The organism is Algoriphagus sp., from assembly GCF_030694375.1.
In the GTDB taxonomy this organism is placed as follows: Bacteria; Bacteroidota; Bacteroidia; order Cytophagales; family Cyclobacteriaceae; genus Algoriphagus.
This window is the reverse complement of the sequence record NZ_JAUXYL010000007.1, coordinates 57129-70941: the sequence shown is the minus strand read 5'-3', so window position 1 is coordinate 70941 and position 13813 is coordinate 57129. Positions and strand designations below refer to the sequence as shown.

Sequence of the window (13813 nt, the reverse complement as noted above, 5' to 3'; positions counted from 1 at the left end):
AAAGGAATAGTACCTTAAGTAAATCTTCTCCTAAATCCATTTCCCCTATCTTTGCCGAAAATTTATACTGTGAAACGACTTTGGATTTTGGGTTTACTTTGTGTGAGCCTTTTCGCCTGTAGCCCTACTGAGGAAGAATTGCTGAAAGTGGGACTGGAAAAAATGGATACGCAAGCTTGGCCAGAGGCGGTGACTTATTTTGATCAGCTTTTGGAGAAAAATCCAACCAATGCTACCGCCTTAAATGCAAAAGGCGTCGCACTTTTTCAGCAAGGGAAAATTCAGGAAGCAATTCCTGTTTTTGATTTGGCGATTCGGGCCGATTCCACCAGTTACAAGGCTTGGTTTAATCGCGGAAATGCCAAAATGGAGCAGGAAAACTACAAAGCCGCGCTCGCAGATTTCAATATTGCCACGGCATTGGATGCAACGCAAACAGATATTTATTTCAATCGGGGGACAGCACTCCTGAATATGGAAGAGTACGAAGATGCGCTATTGGATTTTCAGACCGTACTTCAAAACAATCCAAACCAAGCAGAGGCTCAATTCAGAAAAGCGAAAGCCGAATTGGGAATGAACGATCCGATACATGGTTTGGAATCCCTTACCAATACCGTAAATCTCGACCCTAAAAATGCAGAAGCCTACTACCTGCTTGGGGTGACCCGAATGAGTGCTTTGGGTCAAAAAAATGAAGGCTGTGCAGATTTGAAAATGGCGCTTTCGCTGGGCTATGCCGAGGCACAGACTTGGATTACAGATTTTTGTGATTAAATGGCTGAAATCGGGAAAGATATCGTAAAGGCAAAACTTCTGCTTCAGAAAGGAAAGCTGGTGGCAATTCCAACGGAAACGGTCTATGGACTGGCCGGAAATGCACTGGATTCGGAAGCTGTGGCCTTGATTTTTGAAACCAAAAACCGCCCCTCATTTGACCCATTGATCCTGCATACTTCCTCGATTGAGCGTGTAGAGGATTTTGTGGCATCCTTTCCTGAAAAGCTTAAAATGCTGGCAGAAAATTTTTGGCCCGGGCCATTGACTTTGCTTTTGCCCCGGAAGCCGATTGTGCCCGATTTGGTGACATCGGGTTTGGATCGGGTGGCTGTTCGGGTACCGAAGCATCCGCTGACATTGGCTCTGCTGGAATCACTTGATTTCCCTCTGGCTGCTCCGAGCGCCAATCCATTTGGATACATCAGTCCCACTTCTCCCTCACATGTGGCCGCTCAGTTGGGTGAAAAGATTCCTTATATTCTCGACGGGGGTGTTTGTGAAGTGGGTTTGGAAAGCACGATTGTGGGCTTGGAGGAAGATGAAATTGCAGTCTATCGATTGGGTGGTTTGGAAATAGCAGCAATCGAAAAGCTCGTCGGCCCGGTCAAAATAAAGGATCATAGTTCAAGCAACCCTCAGGCTCCCGGACTTCTGGAAAGTCATTACGCGCCTAGAAAACCTTTTATTTTAGGGGATCTGAGGCAATTGATAGCTGAAAATATAGAGGCAAAAAGCAATTTCGCCGTCCTGAGCTATTCTGATTATTTCCCCGGGATCTTACCAGGAAATCAGATTGCCTTAAGCCCAAATAAAAACCTTCACGAAGCTGCGCAAAACCTTTTTGCAGCCATGCGAAAGCTGGATGAAGGAAATTCAGCTGTGATTTTGGCTGAATTGCTGCCTGAGGTTGGGCTTGGTAGGGCGATCAATGACCGGCTGAGAAGAGCGGCTGTTAAGTGATCAGTTTGTCAGGCTGACACTTCGACTTCGCTCAGTGTGAAAAAAGTCGAAGCCTAGTGAAGTTTGCTGTCTCAGTTTTCAATTTGCAATTTTTCAATTTTTGAATTTTTCAATATTTCAATCAAAACAATCGATTACGAAATCCAAATTCAAAGAATTCCCAAATTGATCATTAGAAATGGCCGGATTTTGCCCGAAATTGGCTTAAATTCAGGCTCTTTTTAAGAGGAATCTTTCAAAACCCATTAAACAAATCCTATGAGTTCTACCGTAAAAAATGTCGATAGCCTGAGTTTTGCAGGTAAAAAAGCCCTTGTCCGAGTGGACTTCAATGTCCCTTTGAATGAAGATTTCACCGTTTCTGATGATACCAGAATTCAGGCAGCAGTGCCCAGTATCAAAAAAATCCTGAACGATGGAGGCTCAGCCATTCTGATGTCTCACTTGGGTCGCCCCAAAGGAGGTCCTGAGGAAAAATATTCCTTAAAACACATCATTTCAGCTGTTGAAGCGGCATTGGGAACTCCGGTTCAGTTTTCGTCTGATTGTATCGGAGCAGAGGCGGAAAGTAAAGCCGCAGCTTTGAAGGCAGGAGAAGTATTGTTGCTGGAAAATCTTCGATTCTACAAAGAGGAAGAAAAGGGTGATAAAGATTTTGCTGGGAAGTTGGCGAAACTGGGCGATGTCTATGTGAATGACGCCTTCGGAACTGCTCATAGAGCGCATGCTTCCACAGCGGTGATTGCGGAGTTTTTCAAAGACAAAGTGGCTGGATACCTGATGGAATCGGAATTGACGAATGCTGATAAAGTTTTGGGCAATCCGGAGCGACCTTACACTGCTATTATGGGCGGGGCCAAAATCGCCGATAAGATTCTGATCATTGAGCGTCTGTTGGACGTGGTGGATAATTTGATCATCGGAGGCGGCATGTCTTATACGTTTGCAAAAGCGCAAGGCGGATCAATCGGTAATTCCCTTTTGGAAGCTGATAAGATGGATTTTGTATTGGAGTTGATGGAAAAAGCAAAGGCTAAAGGAGTGAATCTGATTCTTCCTTTGGATACGGTGATTGCCGATGACTTTTCAAATACAGCCAATCAGGGTATGGCCAACAGCGGTGAAATTCCTGATGGATGGATGGGTTTGGATATCGGGCCAAAAACCCGTGAACTCTTCGGAAAAACAATTTTGGAGTCCAAAACTGTACTTTGGAACGGTCCGATGGGTGTTTTTGAAATGGAGTCTTTTGACAAGGGAACCAAAGCAATCGCAGAGTATGTGGCTGAAGCTACCCGAAATGGAGCTTTCTCGTTGATCGGTGGTGGTGATTCGGCTGCTGCAGTGAATAAATTCGGTTACACCGATCAGGTTTCCTATGTCTCTACAGGCGGTGGCGCATTGCTTGAACATATGGAAGGCAAAGTGCTTCCTGGTGTTGCGGCTTTGGCGGAGTGATTTGTCACCAATAGACCTGTCAGGTCTGGAATAAAAAAAGTCTCGCTTTCGGGCGGGACTTTTTTGTTTTTAGCTTATAAAACTTTTCCAAAGTTTTGAACTTTGGAAAAGTTTATAATTCCGGGATAGTTTAAAAAACCACTTCGGCCATCACCGGAAAGTGATCCGAAGGGTATTTTTTTCCATAATTGTCTGTCAGAATCCCATGCCTGATGACCTGTATTTTTCCCTGAATAAAGATATGATCGATGATCCCATCAGGCATTTTGTTCCAATCAAAGCTATTGAAAGTCCCTTTTGGACCGTAGGAGGGAAGTTTCGAAACCAATCGGGCATCTTCCCAGCTTGGATCTGAGGTGATAGTAGCATAAGCCGGATTCTCCGGTGTGACATTAAAATCCCCCATCAGGATGACAGGAAGATTTTTGGTGTTGATTTCTTTGACTTTGGCGACAAGAAGTTTGCTGCTTTCTTCCCGAGCCTGCTGACCGATATGATCGTAGTGGACATTGAAGACGTAGAATTTTTTACCCTTCTTATCTTTGAATCTGCCCCAGGTACAGATTCTGTTGAGGGCGGCATCCCATCCTTTGCTCGGACTGTCAGGGGTGGGAGAAAGCCAAAAAGTACCCGAATCTTCCAGCTGATACTGTTTGGGATCATAGTGAATGGGGGAGAATTCTCCTTTTTCCTTCCCATCATCCCGTCCGACTCCGATTGATAAGTAGCCCAATCCCTCATTGATTTGTTTTAATTGATTGACAAGCGTTTCCTGCGTCCCAAACAGGCTGATTTGGTGGAATTGGATCAGGCCTACCACATGAGGCAATCGGTCTTTCCAGAGATTTCCCTCATCTCCGGGATTATCCCAGCGAATGTTGAATGTGGCGATCCGGTGACTTTGTGCCAGCATATTTTCTGAAAAACCAAAAATCAGGGTGATTGTCAACAACAGGGTGGAAAATGACTTTTGAAACATAAATCAGGAACTATTTCGTGGAAAATGACTTAACTGTTTAAAGTTGCATGGTAAATTGAATATATGAAAACCTTTTATCCAAAAGACCTGAGTACTGCCGAAGTCCAGAATTTACTTCAGGGTGCAGTGACACCCCGACCAATAGCTTTCGCAAGTACAGTGGACAAAGCTGGAAACGTGAATCTGAGCCCGTTTAGTTTTTTCAACATGTTCAGTGCCAATCCTCCGATTCTGATTTTTTCGCCCTCCCGAAGAGTGCGGGATAATTCGACCAAGCACACGCTCGAAAATGTCCTGGAAGTTCCCGAAGTGGTGATTCATATCGTCGGTTTCGATCGGGTAGAGCAGATGTCATTGGCCAGTACCGAATATCCAAAAGGGGTGAATGAATTTGAAAAAGCAGGACTTACTCCAGTCAAGTCGAATTTAATTGCTCCCCCACGAGTAAAAGAAGCGGCGGTTGCCTTGGAATGCAAAGTGAATGAAGTGAAGTCCTTAGGTTCTTGTGGCGGTGCAGGAAATCTTGTCATCTGTGAGGTCATTGCCATTCACATCAATGAATCTATTTTGGATGAAAAAGGAGCCATCGACCCGTTCAAGTTAAGTCCTGTGGCAAGGTTGGGCGGAAGTTGGTATTCAAGAATCACTCCGGATTCGCTTTTTCAGATCCCCAAACCGCTTACAAATCTCGGGATTGGGGTAGATCAGATTCCGGGAGAGATCCGAAACAGTCCTATTTTGACCGGGAACAACTTGGGCAGACTGGGCAATGTGATGGAATTACCGACCGAAGATGAAGTCAGTGAGTTTTCGAGTTCAGAAGAAATCCGGGAAATGCGAATTCGGTTTAAAAATGATCCGGAGTCTTGGATTGACCACCTTCACCTCCGTGCAAAAGAAGAGTTGGAGGCCGGCAATGTGAATTTGGCCTGGAAGATTTTACTTCAAAAGCAATAAAAAAACCTTCAGGAGAATTGAGTCCTTTCGAGGGCGATAGATAGAGAACTCTCCAAGGGTCTAGACCCTTGGAGAGTTCTCGTTTACTTAATTACAATATCCTGAGTCATTCTCACTTGAACACCCTGGTAGTTTTGAAGCTGCTTAACTTTCTCGATCAGTTGGTAATTTTCTCCCAATTGAGCCTGTAAAATTCTGGTCTGGACTTTATCGCCAAAGGAGCTAAACAATTCCTCAAACCATGTTTTTTTTGCAGGGTAGTACACTACGCGATAGTCGTCTCCTGCATCAATTTTTCCGGCGGCAATCTCAATGGCGGTATTCAATCCACCGAGTACATCAACCAAACCTCTTTCTTTCGCCTGAGTGCCGGTCCAAACACGCCCTGAAGCCACTTTCTTCACTGAATCAGGATGCATTCCGCGACCTTCAGCCACTCTTGAAATGAAGGTCTCATAGCCATCTTCGATGCTTGACTGAATGATGGTCTTTTCGACTTCCATAAGTTCACGCGTAGGATTCATGAAATCAGACAACTGACCTGTTTTAACTACATCCGTGGTCACACCCAGTTTTTCGTTCAGTAATCCTTTGACATTGAACCACAAGCCGAAAATCCCGATTGAACCTGTAATAGTATTAGGCTGTGCCACAATGGTGTCGGCAGGAGCGGAGATGTAATATCCTCCCGAAGCTGCCACTTCTCCCATAGAGACGATCAGGGGTTTGGCTTTTTTCGCCTCAGTCATCTCTCTCCAGATCACATCTGAAGCTACAATGGAGCCTCCTGGGGAATTCACCCGAAGGACAATGGCTTTGATATCATCATCTTTTCTGGCCTTTCGGATTTCCTTTGCAAACTTTTCAGAACTGATGACTCCTTCCGCATTTCCGCCGACGATGTCGCCTTCGGCTATGATTACTGCAATGCGGTTTTTGGAAGTGATATTTTTGGATTTCACTACAGACCCGAGATCTGTGGCGTTTATTGTAGAAATGTCATCGTCTTCTTCCAGTCCTAATCTTTCACGCAACTTGGCATGTACTTGATCTTCATACGCCAAGGCAGTGGCCAGCTTATAAGTCACCGCATCCTGAGGCTTACGAATAAGCATTTCCTTGTTGATCTTTTGCAGACTGTCCAAGGCAATTCCACGGGATTCAGCAATTTGTGCAACTGCCAAATTGTTCATATCGTCGAGGAAATATTGCGTTTGGAGTCTGTTTTCTTCGCTCATTTTAGTCAGAATAAAAGGCTCAACGGCACTTTTAAATTCACCGACACGGAAAACTTCCGGCTTGATTCCGACTTTTTCGAAAAGCCCTTTGAGAAATATTCCTTCGGATGAAAAACCGTTGAAATCAATGGCTCCCAGCGGATTCAGGTAAATTTCGTCTGCAACGGAAGCCAAAAAATAACCCCCTTCGCTGTAGGCTTCGTCATAGGCGACGATGAATTTTCCGGATTCTTTGAAGTCAAGAAATGCTTCTCTGAGTTCCAATAAATTTGCCTGACCTGCCATAATAAGACCAACATTCAAGTATATTCCTTTGATACTTTCGTTGGTTTTAGCTTCAGAAATAGCCCTTTTTAAATTGATCAAACCGGCGCTCATATCGCGGCCAAAAGGATTTCCAAATGCGCCCAAATCGAGCTTATCTTCAGCGGTTCTTTCTACGAGGGTCCTCCCATTCAAATTCAAATGAAGAATGGAATTTTCTTTTACAGTCACTTTTTGATCCGAAGAGGCTGCAATCATTCCGATGATTCCAAAGAAAATGAGTGTACTTAGGATGGTAAAAATGAAAAGGCCGACGATCACGGCCAGTACATTGCCTAGAAATTTCATACATGTATTATTTGAACTCGAAAATTGCCCATTTTAATTCACCTTTACAATTGTAAAAGTGACAAGCGATGCAAACTGAGGTTGTGTTAAGTTTAGGAGGAAACAAAGGTGATCGGGAAAAGTTGCTTTTTCGTGCCATTGAGGGATTAAATGATCATTTTCAATTGCTGAAAGTTTCCAAAATCTTTGAAACCTCAGCTTGGGGTGGAGTTGCCAAAGGAGATTTTTTAAATCAAATCGCAGTAATTTCCACTGAATTGCAGCCTGAAGAAGTGCTTGAAATTATTCAGGAAATTGAAACTGATCTTGGTCGAACCCGAGAGGAGCCTTGGGGTGATCGGACGATGGATATTGATATTTTATATTTTGGTGAGAAAGTTATTAATACCGGAAAGCTGGTAATCCCACATCCATTTATTGAAGATCGCAGATTTGTATTGGTTCCTTTGGCTGAGGTGTTACCTAAGAAAGAACATCCGATTTCAGGAAAAAATACCTTGAGGATGCTCGAAGAATGTAATGATTTGAGCAAGGTGAAAATCTGGAAAAAATAGCATCCTTTTTTTTATTCAAAAAAAATCCCGCCACTTAGGCGGGATTCACTGTTCTTAGATACTTGAAACCTCTGCTTCGGAATGGATTTTTTTCACCAAACCCTGAAGAACTTTACCCGGACCACATTCGACAAACTGTGTTGCGCCGTCATTGACCATATTTTGAACCGACTGCGTCCATTTGACTGGGGCGGTCAATTGCATGATTAGATTTTTCTTAATTTCATTCACATCAGACACCGCTGTAGTGCTGACATTTTGATAGACGGGACAGATTGGGGTGGAAAACTGGGTTTCCTCGATTGCTTTCTGAAGTTTTTCTCGGGCAGGTTCCATCAGTGGGGAGTGAAATGCCCCTCCCACCGGTAGTGGTAAGGCACGCTTAGCTCCTGCAGCTTTCATTTTTTCGCAGGCGATTTCAATTCCTTTTATTGAGCCTGAAATCACCAACTGTCCCGGACAATTGTAATTGGCGGGAACGACAATTTCATCCTTGAATTCCGAACAGATTTCTTCCACTTTTTCATCAGGCAGTCCGAGGATAGCAGCCATAGTTGAGGGGTTGATTTCACAGGCTTCCTGCATCGCCAGGGCACGCTGGTAGACAAGTCTAAGTCCGTCTTCAAATGCAAGGGTACCATTGGCCACCAGTGCTGAAAATTCACCCAATGAATGTCCTGCCACCATATCCGGTGCAAAACCCGGGGTGGTTTTAGCGAGGATTACCGAATGAAGAAAAATAGCCGGTTGCGTTACTTTGGTTTGCTTGAGCGCTTCATCTGTTCCTTCAAACATGATGTCTGTGATCCTAAACCCCAGAATCTCATTGGCTTTTTCAAAAAGGGCTTTTGCATCAGGGTTTTCTTCATAAAGTGACTTCCCCATGCCTGGGAATTGGGCGCCTTGGCCCGGAAAAACAAATGCTTTCATTCGTTAATTTTTGGTTCGTGGCAAATATAAGTCTTTTCTACTTTTCACTTTTTCTTGAGTTATTCAGGGAGCTTCAAACCAAGAAATTATTTCAAGTTGATTTCAATTTATTTCATAAAAATAATTAATGATTAACAGATAAATTATAAATAAAAATTATAAAAATCTGCATCGGACTTTTGCGGCATGGATTTTCAAATTCTGATTAACAATTTAACCAATCCCAGTTTGCTGTTTTTCATCCTTGGGATTCTTGCGGTCAAACTGAAGAGTGATCTAGAAATACCAGGTACCAGTGCAAAGTTTATTGCACTTTATTTGATGCTTTCGATTGGGTTTAAAGGAGGGCAGGAGCTTTCCCATAGTGACTTTAGTTCTGAGATAGTTTACGCATTGATCTTTGGTGTAATTCTGTCTGCAACAGTCCCCTTTTATACCTTTTTTCTCCTCAAGAAGCGATTGGGAGTGGCCAATGCCTCGGCTATTTCAGCCGCTTATGGTTCAATTTCTGCTGTGACCTTTGTCGCTGCCGTAGCATTTTTGGATATGCAAGGTGTGACTTTTGGAGGGCATATGGTGGCAGTGATGGCTTTGATGGAAGCTCCGGCAATTATTTCTGCGGTAATTTTGCTTCAGAAATATTCTGAAAAGAAAGAAAAAGGCGGAATCCGAAAAATAGTTTTTCATGCGTTTACCAATGGTTCCGTGCTTCTGATCTTGGGGAGTTTAGTGATAGGATTAATAGCAGATGAAAAGCAAGCTGAAGGAATCAAACCCTTTGTGACAGATATATTTAAAGGATTTTTGGCGGTTTTCCTCCTTGATATGGGGATTAACAGTGGCAGAAAGCTTAAGGCTTTTTTCAAATACGGTTATTTTTCTACGGTTTTCGCCATTTTGATGCCCCTAGTCAATGGCAGTATGGTTGCCTTCCTTACTCATTGGATAGCGCCTGAAGCGGGAGACCGGCTAATTTTTGCGATTTTAGCAGCTTCCGCATCTTATATCGCAGTGCCTGCAGCGATGAAATTGGCCAATCCCAAAGCGGACGAAGGGCTCTATGTGCCTATGGCTTTGGCCATCACTTTCCCTTTCAATCTGACTTTCGGCATGCCGATCTATTGGATGATTATCCAGTTATTTTGAGCTGAGAAGTTGTTTAGGAAAGAAACTTCATCTTTTCTTCAGGTGATGGAAGTCTGCAAGTGTTCTTCTTTCCAAACCATCGGTAGCGATTTCTGCCTATCCAGTTGTAAGCCCCATCTCTTATCGGTGAGGGCAAAATGATAAGTGCGTAGAAAAGAGGCCACAATCCCGGAAGTTTTTTGGCTATCCTTAATGCAGCAGTGCTTCGGAAATAGATTTTTTCATCTTCGATTAGAACCAACGAATCCAGATATTCTGGATTGACCTCATATCGGGAAAGTAGTTTTTTGCCCGAATCCTCTTGCAATGCTCCCACTAAAAACTGATTCTTAGTATCCCGTTTTAGGATAAAATCAATGGAAGCATTGCAGAGGTTACAGACTCCGTCAAAAAGGATGACAGATTTTTCTGAGGTCATCTCAGGATTTGGATAGTGCCTTTCAAGCTGCGTTCTCGCTGTGTCGGATCAAGAACATCAAAGGTGACTTTTCCGGAATAGAAGTAGGTGCTTGCAGGCAATTCATTTCCGTTTTTGTCTCGGCCATCCCATCGAATGAGTACGTCATTTTCATTGGAGGTTAGACTGTTGTAGCTGAATACTTCCACCCCCCATCGATTGACAATAAATATTTCAACCCCCAATACGAATCGTGGGCATTGTGAAAAAGGATTGTCGAAAGCTATAAAGGTATCGTTGTTCCCGTCACCATTTGGCGTAAATGCATTTGGAAGATTATACACAGGACAATTATCCACGCAGACCACGTTACTGGCTGCACTTTCATTGCCCGAACGGTCCACAGCAGTGATGTAATAGCACCCACGATAATTAGGAAGATTATTCAGCCTTGCACTCAAACTCAACGAAGAATATTGCCCTACCAAATTAAAGGTTCCTTCTTCCCCGTCTGGGGTGAAATAAAGTTTGTATCCGCTCAATTCGTCGTCGCAATCTCCAGTGAAATTTGGTTTCCAACTCAGATTATGAACAAAGGAGTTACTGTTGCAGGGCTGTTCGGCTACATAGGCAGAGCACTCGGGACCTTCAAATGTCAGGACAGGAGGACAAGGCAGTCTGTTATCATCCGGCAAAGCACAGGTGATTTGAGATTTGTTTTCCAATGGATAAACCAGCCCTGCGACGTTGTATGCTCCTTTGGTAATCACATAGTAGCAATACTCCAATTCCTTGATTAAAGGTTTGCCGTTAAAACTTCCGTTATCGAGGTACTTAAAACCATCTTTGGTTACGTCTACTTCTGCAATTTTCACAAATGTATCGGCATCTGCGGCATCAGGATCAGTCCTATTTCGATATACCTCATGCTTGAATTCTGTAATTTGGTTGTTCCAAGGTACATTGAACGTCCATTTGAGTTCAATTGCTTCATTGATGATGGTTGGCTCCAGTCGCACTGATGAAGCGGATGAGGAGGTGTCGATTTTGACAGTATTATCAAGTAAGACTACCCGATAATTGTAAACCAAGTTTTCAGTATTCAATCCTCTATCGGTGAAAAGCGTATCTGAGGTGACTCCCAAGGAGGTCCTGTTGGTGTTTCCAGTGAACCCTTCACTTCTTAATAGCTCATAAGTGTAAGGCCCGGGAAATTGTATTTTGTTAATGTCATATGGCGGAGTCCACTTGATGAAGATTTCTCCAGTGGCAGGATCAGTTTCTTCAATGCTGACATTGGTGATGATCGGTACGTCCACATCAATGGTAATACAGATTTCTTGCGACACGATACTTTCTCCTGATCTAGGCTGAGGGAATCCAGCCACTAATCGGTAACAATAGGTATTGCCCGGAGCAAGTCCTTCTCCGCCGTTCAAATCATTGAAAGAGAAGGTGGCCATATCGGTGATTCCGATCAATTCATATCCTGCACGAATGCCTGTCTCACAACTGTCAGGTTGGTAGGGATCGGAATTGATTCTTCTCCAAATTTGCATTTCGCTGGCTGAGTTGGCACAGACATAGGGATCCCACTTTAATTTCGCATTTCTTCCCGGCATTTGTTCGATTTCGTTCCAGACAGGCGGGGGGCCGACGATTTTGATTCGCCAAGTTTTAATATCTACTAATTTTGGTCCCGACCGAGGTTGATCTGTGATTCGTACTCGAACCTCATATTCCCGGGCTCTGACGTGGTTACAGACTGTTTGCCATTTGAAATTTACTATACCAGGCTGAGGTTGAAATTTACTCTTTGGATCATAAGTTGCCGGAGAGGTAGTGATCTCAATTGGTTCTCCAAAAACTTCAATTTTTATGGGATCGCCGTCCGGGTCAGATCCTTGGATGATGTCTTGGATGAGTGTACCGGCTTCCACGCAGAGATCGGGAGGTAAAATTAGAACAGGACGTCGATTATTGGAGTTTTCGATGATGATCTGCATGTCCCGGACCACATACCCGATTTCAATGAATTTACCATCGATCTTTCTCCATTCGATGATTCGAAAGGCAACATTGAACTGGCCGGCGGTGCCGGGAGCGTCCCAAATCAAATCACCGAAAATCGGATCAATTCTCAAAAAGGCAGGAGTCGATCCATCCTCTTGATTTCTGCTGAATTCAGGGCTGGCAGGACTTCTGTAATTATTTACCGGTCTTTCAAATTGCTGCTTAGGTATGTCCATCGCATAGGAAAGACTGTCACCATCCGGATCGTATGCCCCCGGATTGTGAATGTATCTTACGTTTACTGCTCCATTGTCCACCGGAGGAATAGTCAAAACCGGTGAATTATTTACACCAAAAAAAGGATCAATATTGATTTCAGTTTCCACGTAGAAAGGAGTGTCCACCGAATTATCCATATTCAATGTCAGGTCATTTCGATTAAATTCCTGAAAGCGAATTTTATATTTCCCCGGACCCTGGAAGGTATGGGTGATCACGAATGTGTTTTTTTCGATTTGATCTCCAAGATTTTCAACCAAAGAAAAATCACTCTGGGTATTTAGCCCTTCTACAACTCTCCCATCTCCAAAGTTTATAGTTCCCGGGCCAAATATGACACTTGAGCGGGTGTCAGTATATCCTACCACTGTGATTCGATAAGTGAGTGTTTGAACGGAAATTCGCTCGGCGATAATTTCACCTGCTCGGATGTGTGTGGCAAAAGCTGCAGAAACACCTGTGATCAGGTAAATAAAAAAGAGTCCTATGGAAAATTTAAATTTCATATTTGGTCGACTTTGCTAATACTTTAACTGAAAACGTCTAAGGAATTCTAAATGTTAATCCCTTTTTCTTCAGTTTAGATTTTTATCCTATACGAAATAACAGGAAGTAAGGAGAATTTCACCGGAAATTCAAACAATAAAATTAATCAGGGTGTTAAAAGCTCGATTAAGTAATAAAAGTTAATCCGTTTTAAAGGCTATTTAGAACCTTTTAAAATAAGAGAATGGGATTTGATTACATTGTTTGCTACCTGTTCCGCATGTAAATTTGGCAGCACAAATAATTAAAGACTTTCGTTCTAAACTAATCACAAATTTGTATGAGTTGGGTTACAAAAACCTTGAAAAGCACCCTCGGTAGAAAGTTGATCATGGCCTTGACTGGTCTTTTTCTGATTCTGTTTTTGACTGGCCACGTATCAGGAAACTTACTGTTATTTAAAGGAGATGGAGGAGAGGCATTTAATATGTATGCCAAATTTATGACCACCAATCCTGCGGTAAAGCTACTTTCTTACTTGACTTACATTTCAGTAATCGGACATGTCATTTATTCCATTACACTAAATAGACTTAACAAATCGGCAAGGCCTATTGGCTATGCGGAGTCTGGGGCATCCACCAACAGTACTTGGTCATCACGCAACATGGGGATTCTAGGCACGATCATATTGGTCTTTTTAGCAGGCCACATGTATAGTTTTTGGTTTCAAATGCATTGGGGAGATGTGCCTACTGTGACTTATTCCGGAGAAGAGTACAAAGACCTATTCAGTGTGGTTCAGGTAGCTTTCCAGCAAGTTTGGATGGTAGCACTCTATGTCGTTGCGATGATATTTCTGGGTTTTCACTTATCTCATGGATTTGCTTCTGCCTTTCAGACTTTAGGCTTAAATCACAAAAAATATTCTCCTGCTATCAAAACATTGGGCAGCATTTATTGCGTTCTGGTGCCAGTTCTTTTCGCCAGTATGCCGCTTTATATTTATTTCACGAGCTAATTA

At 43.1% G+C, this 13813-nt stretch carries 12 protein-coding genes; 7 read left to right on the top strand and 5 right to left on the bottom strand.

Annotated elements, in window-relative coordinates; all coding sequences use genetic code 11:
• The first annotated feature begins 69 nt into the window (after window positions 1-69).
• The 3 genes from Q8M62_RS01560 (at window position 70) to pgk (ending at window position 3198) form a co-directional block, all read left to right on the top strand.
• A complete protein-coding gene (locus tag Q8M62_RS01560) occupies window positions 70-777 on the top strand; it encodes a tetratricopeptide repeat protein (protein ID WP_304899781.1) in 708 nt (235 codons plus the stop codon).
• Window positions 778-1740, top strand: coding sequence for an L-threonylcarbamoyladenylate synthase (locus tag Q8M62_RS01555; protein ID WP_304899780.1), 963 nt, complete (start codon window positions 778-780; stop codon window positions 1738-1740).
• A 258-nt stretch (window positions 1741-1998) separates the two neighbouring features.
• Entirely contained in the window at window positions 1999-3198 is a 1200-nt protein-coding gene (gene pgk, locus Q8M62_RS01550; RefSeq protein WP_304899779.1) for a phosphoglycerate kinase, read from the top strand.
• Window positions 3199-3328: 130 nt separating this feature from the next.
• Here the strand turns inward: pgk and Q8M62_RS01545 are convergent, their stop codons facing one another.
• Window positions 3329-4177, bottom strand: coding sequence for an endonuclease/exonuclease/phosphatase family protein (locus tag Q8M62_RS01545; RefSeq protein ID WP_304899778.1), 849 nt, complete (start codon window positions 4175-4177; stop codon window positions 3329-3331).
• 63 nt (window positions 4178-4240) lie between these two features.
• Between Q8M62_RS01545 and Q8M62_RS01540 the strand changes: the two genes are divergently transcribed.
• Window positions 4241-5134, top strand: coding sequence for a flavin reductase family protein (locus Q8M62_RS01540; RefSeq protein WP_304899777.1), 894 nt, complete (start codon window positions 4241-4243; stop codon window positions 5132-5134).
• Between the two features lie 83 nt (window positions 5135-5217).
• Here the strand turns inward: Q8M62_RS01540 and sppA are convergent, their stop codons facing one another.
• Window positions 5218-6984 carry a signal peptide peptidase SppA gene (gene sppA, locus Q8M62_RS01535; protein ID WP_304899776.1) on the bottom strand — a complete coding sequence of 589 codons (1767 nt, stop codon included), beginning with the start codon at window positions 6982-6984 and terminating at the stop codon, window positions 5218-5220.
• Between the two features lie 68 nt (window positions 6985-7052).
• Here sppA and folK point away from each other — a divergent pair, with 68 nt between their 5' ends.
• Complete coding sequence (gene folK, locus Q8M62_RS01530) at window positions 7053-7538, top strand: 2-amino-4-hydroxy-6-hydroxymethyldihydropteridine diphosphokinase (RefSeq protein WP_304899775.1); 486 nt, start codon at window positions 7053-7055, stop codon at window positions 7536-7538.
• A 54-nt stretch (window positions 7539-7592) separates the two neighbouring features.
• Here folK and fabD read toward each other — a convergent pair whose 3' ends face one another.
• A complete protein-coding gene (gene fabD / locus Q8M62_RS01525) occupies window positions 7593-8468 on the bottom strand; it encodes an ACP S-malonyltransferase (protein WP_304899774.1) in 876 nt (291 codons plus the stop codon).
• Window positions 8469-8654: 186 nt separating this feature from the next.
• Here fabD and Q8M62_RS01520 point away from each other — a divergent pair, with 186 nt between their 5' ends.
• Window positions 8655-9614: a sodium-dependent bicarbonate transport family permease gene (locus Q8M62_RS01520; RefSeq protein ID WP_304899773.1), complete on the top strand. Its 960-nt coding sequence runs from the start codon at window positions 8655-8657 to the stop codon at window positions 9612-9614.
• Window positions 9615-9627: 13 nt separating this feature from the next.
• Here the strand turns inward: Q8M62_RS01520 and Q8M62_RS01515 are convergent, their stop codons facing one another.
• Window positions 9628-10032, bottom strand: coding sequence for a thiol-disulfide oxidoreductase DCC family protein (locus Q8M62_RS01515; protein WP_304899772.1), 405 nt, complete (start codon window positions 10030-10032; stop codon window positions 9628-9630).
• Window positions 10029-12809 carry a gliding motility-associated C-terminal domain-containing protein gene (locus Q8M62_RS01510; RefSeq protein WP_304899771.1) on the bottom strand — a complete coding sequence of 927 codons (2781 nt, stop codon included), beginning with the start codon at window positions 12807-12809 and terminating at the stop codon, window positions 10029-10031. Before Q8M62_RS01510 ends, Q8M62_RS01515 begins: the two co-directional genes overlap by 4 nt.
• A 320-nt stretch (window positions 12810-13129) precedes the next feature.
• Here Q8M62_RS01510 and Q8M62_RS01505 point away from each other — a divergent pair, with 320 nt between their 5' ends.
• The gene (locus Q8M62_RS01505) at window positions 13130-13810 is read left to right on the top strand and encodes a succinate dehydrogenase cytochrome b subunit (RefSeq protein ID WP_304899770.1); all 681 of its coding nucleotides are present in this window, start codon (window positions 13130-13132) and stop codon (window positions 13808-13810) included.
• Window positions 13811-13813: the final 3 nt, after the last annotated feature.

Coding starts and splice junctions, on each gene's coding strand:
- Q8M62_RS01555 (WP_304899780.1), top strand. CDS start 778: ATGGCTGAAATCGGGAAAGATATCGTAAAGGCAAAACTTCTGCTTCAG.
- pgk (WP_304899779.1), top strand. CDS start 1,999: ATGAGTTCTACCGTAAAAAATGTCGATAGCCTGAGTTTTGCAGGTAAA.
- Q8M62_RS01545 (WP_304899778.1), bottom strand. CDS start 4,177: ATGTTTCAAAAGTCATTTTCCACCCTGTTGTTGACAATCACCCTGATT.
- Q8M62_RS01540 (WP_304899777.1), top strand. CDS start 4,241: ATGAAAACCTTTTATCCAAAAGACCTGAGTACTGCCGAAGTCCAGAAT.
- sppA (WP_304899776.1), bottom strand. CDS start 6,984: ATGAAATTTCTAGGCAATGTACTGGCCGTGATCGTCGGCCTTTTCATT.
- folK (WP_304899775.1), top strand. CDS start 7,053: ATGCAAACTGAGGTTGTGTTAAGTTTAGGAGGAAACAAAGGTGATCGG.
- fabD (WP_304899774.1), bottom strand. CDS start 8,468: ATGAAAGCATTTGTTTTTCCGGGCCAAGGCGCCCAATTCCCAGGCATG.
- Q8M62_RS01520 (WP_304899773.1), top strand. CDS start 8,655: ATGGATTTTCAAATTCTGATTAACAATTTAACCAATCCCAGTTTGCTG.
- Q8M62_RS01515 (WP_304899772.1), bottom strand. CDS start 10,032: ATGACCTCAGAAAAATCTGTCATCCTTTTTGACGGAGTCTGTAACCTC.
- Q8M62_RS01510 (WP_304899771.1), bottom strand. CDS start 12,809: ATGAAATTTAAATTTTCCATAGGACTCTTTTTTATTTACCTGATCACA.
- Q8M62_RS01505 (WP_304899770.1), top strand. CDS start 13,130: ATGAGTTGGGTTACAAAAACCTTGAAAAGCACCCTCGGTAGAAAGTTG.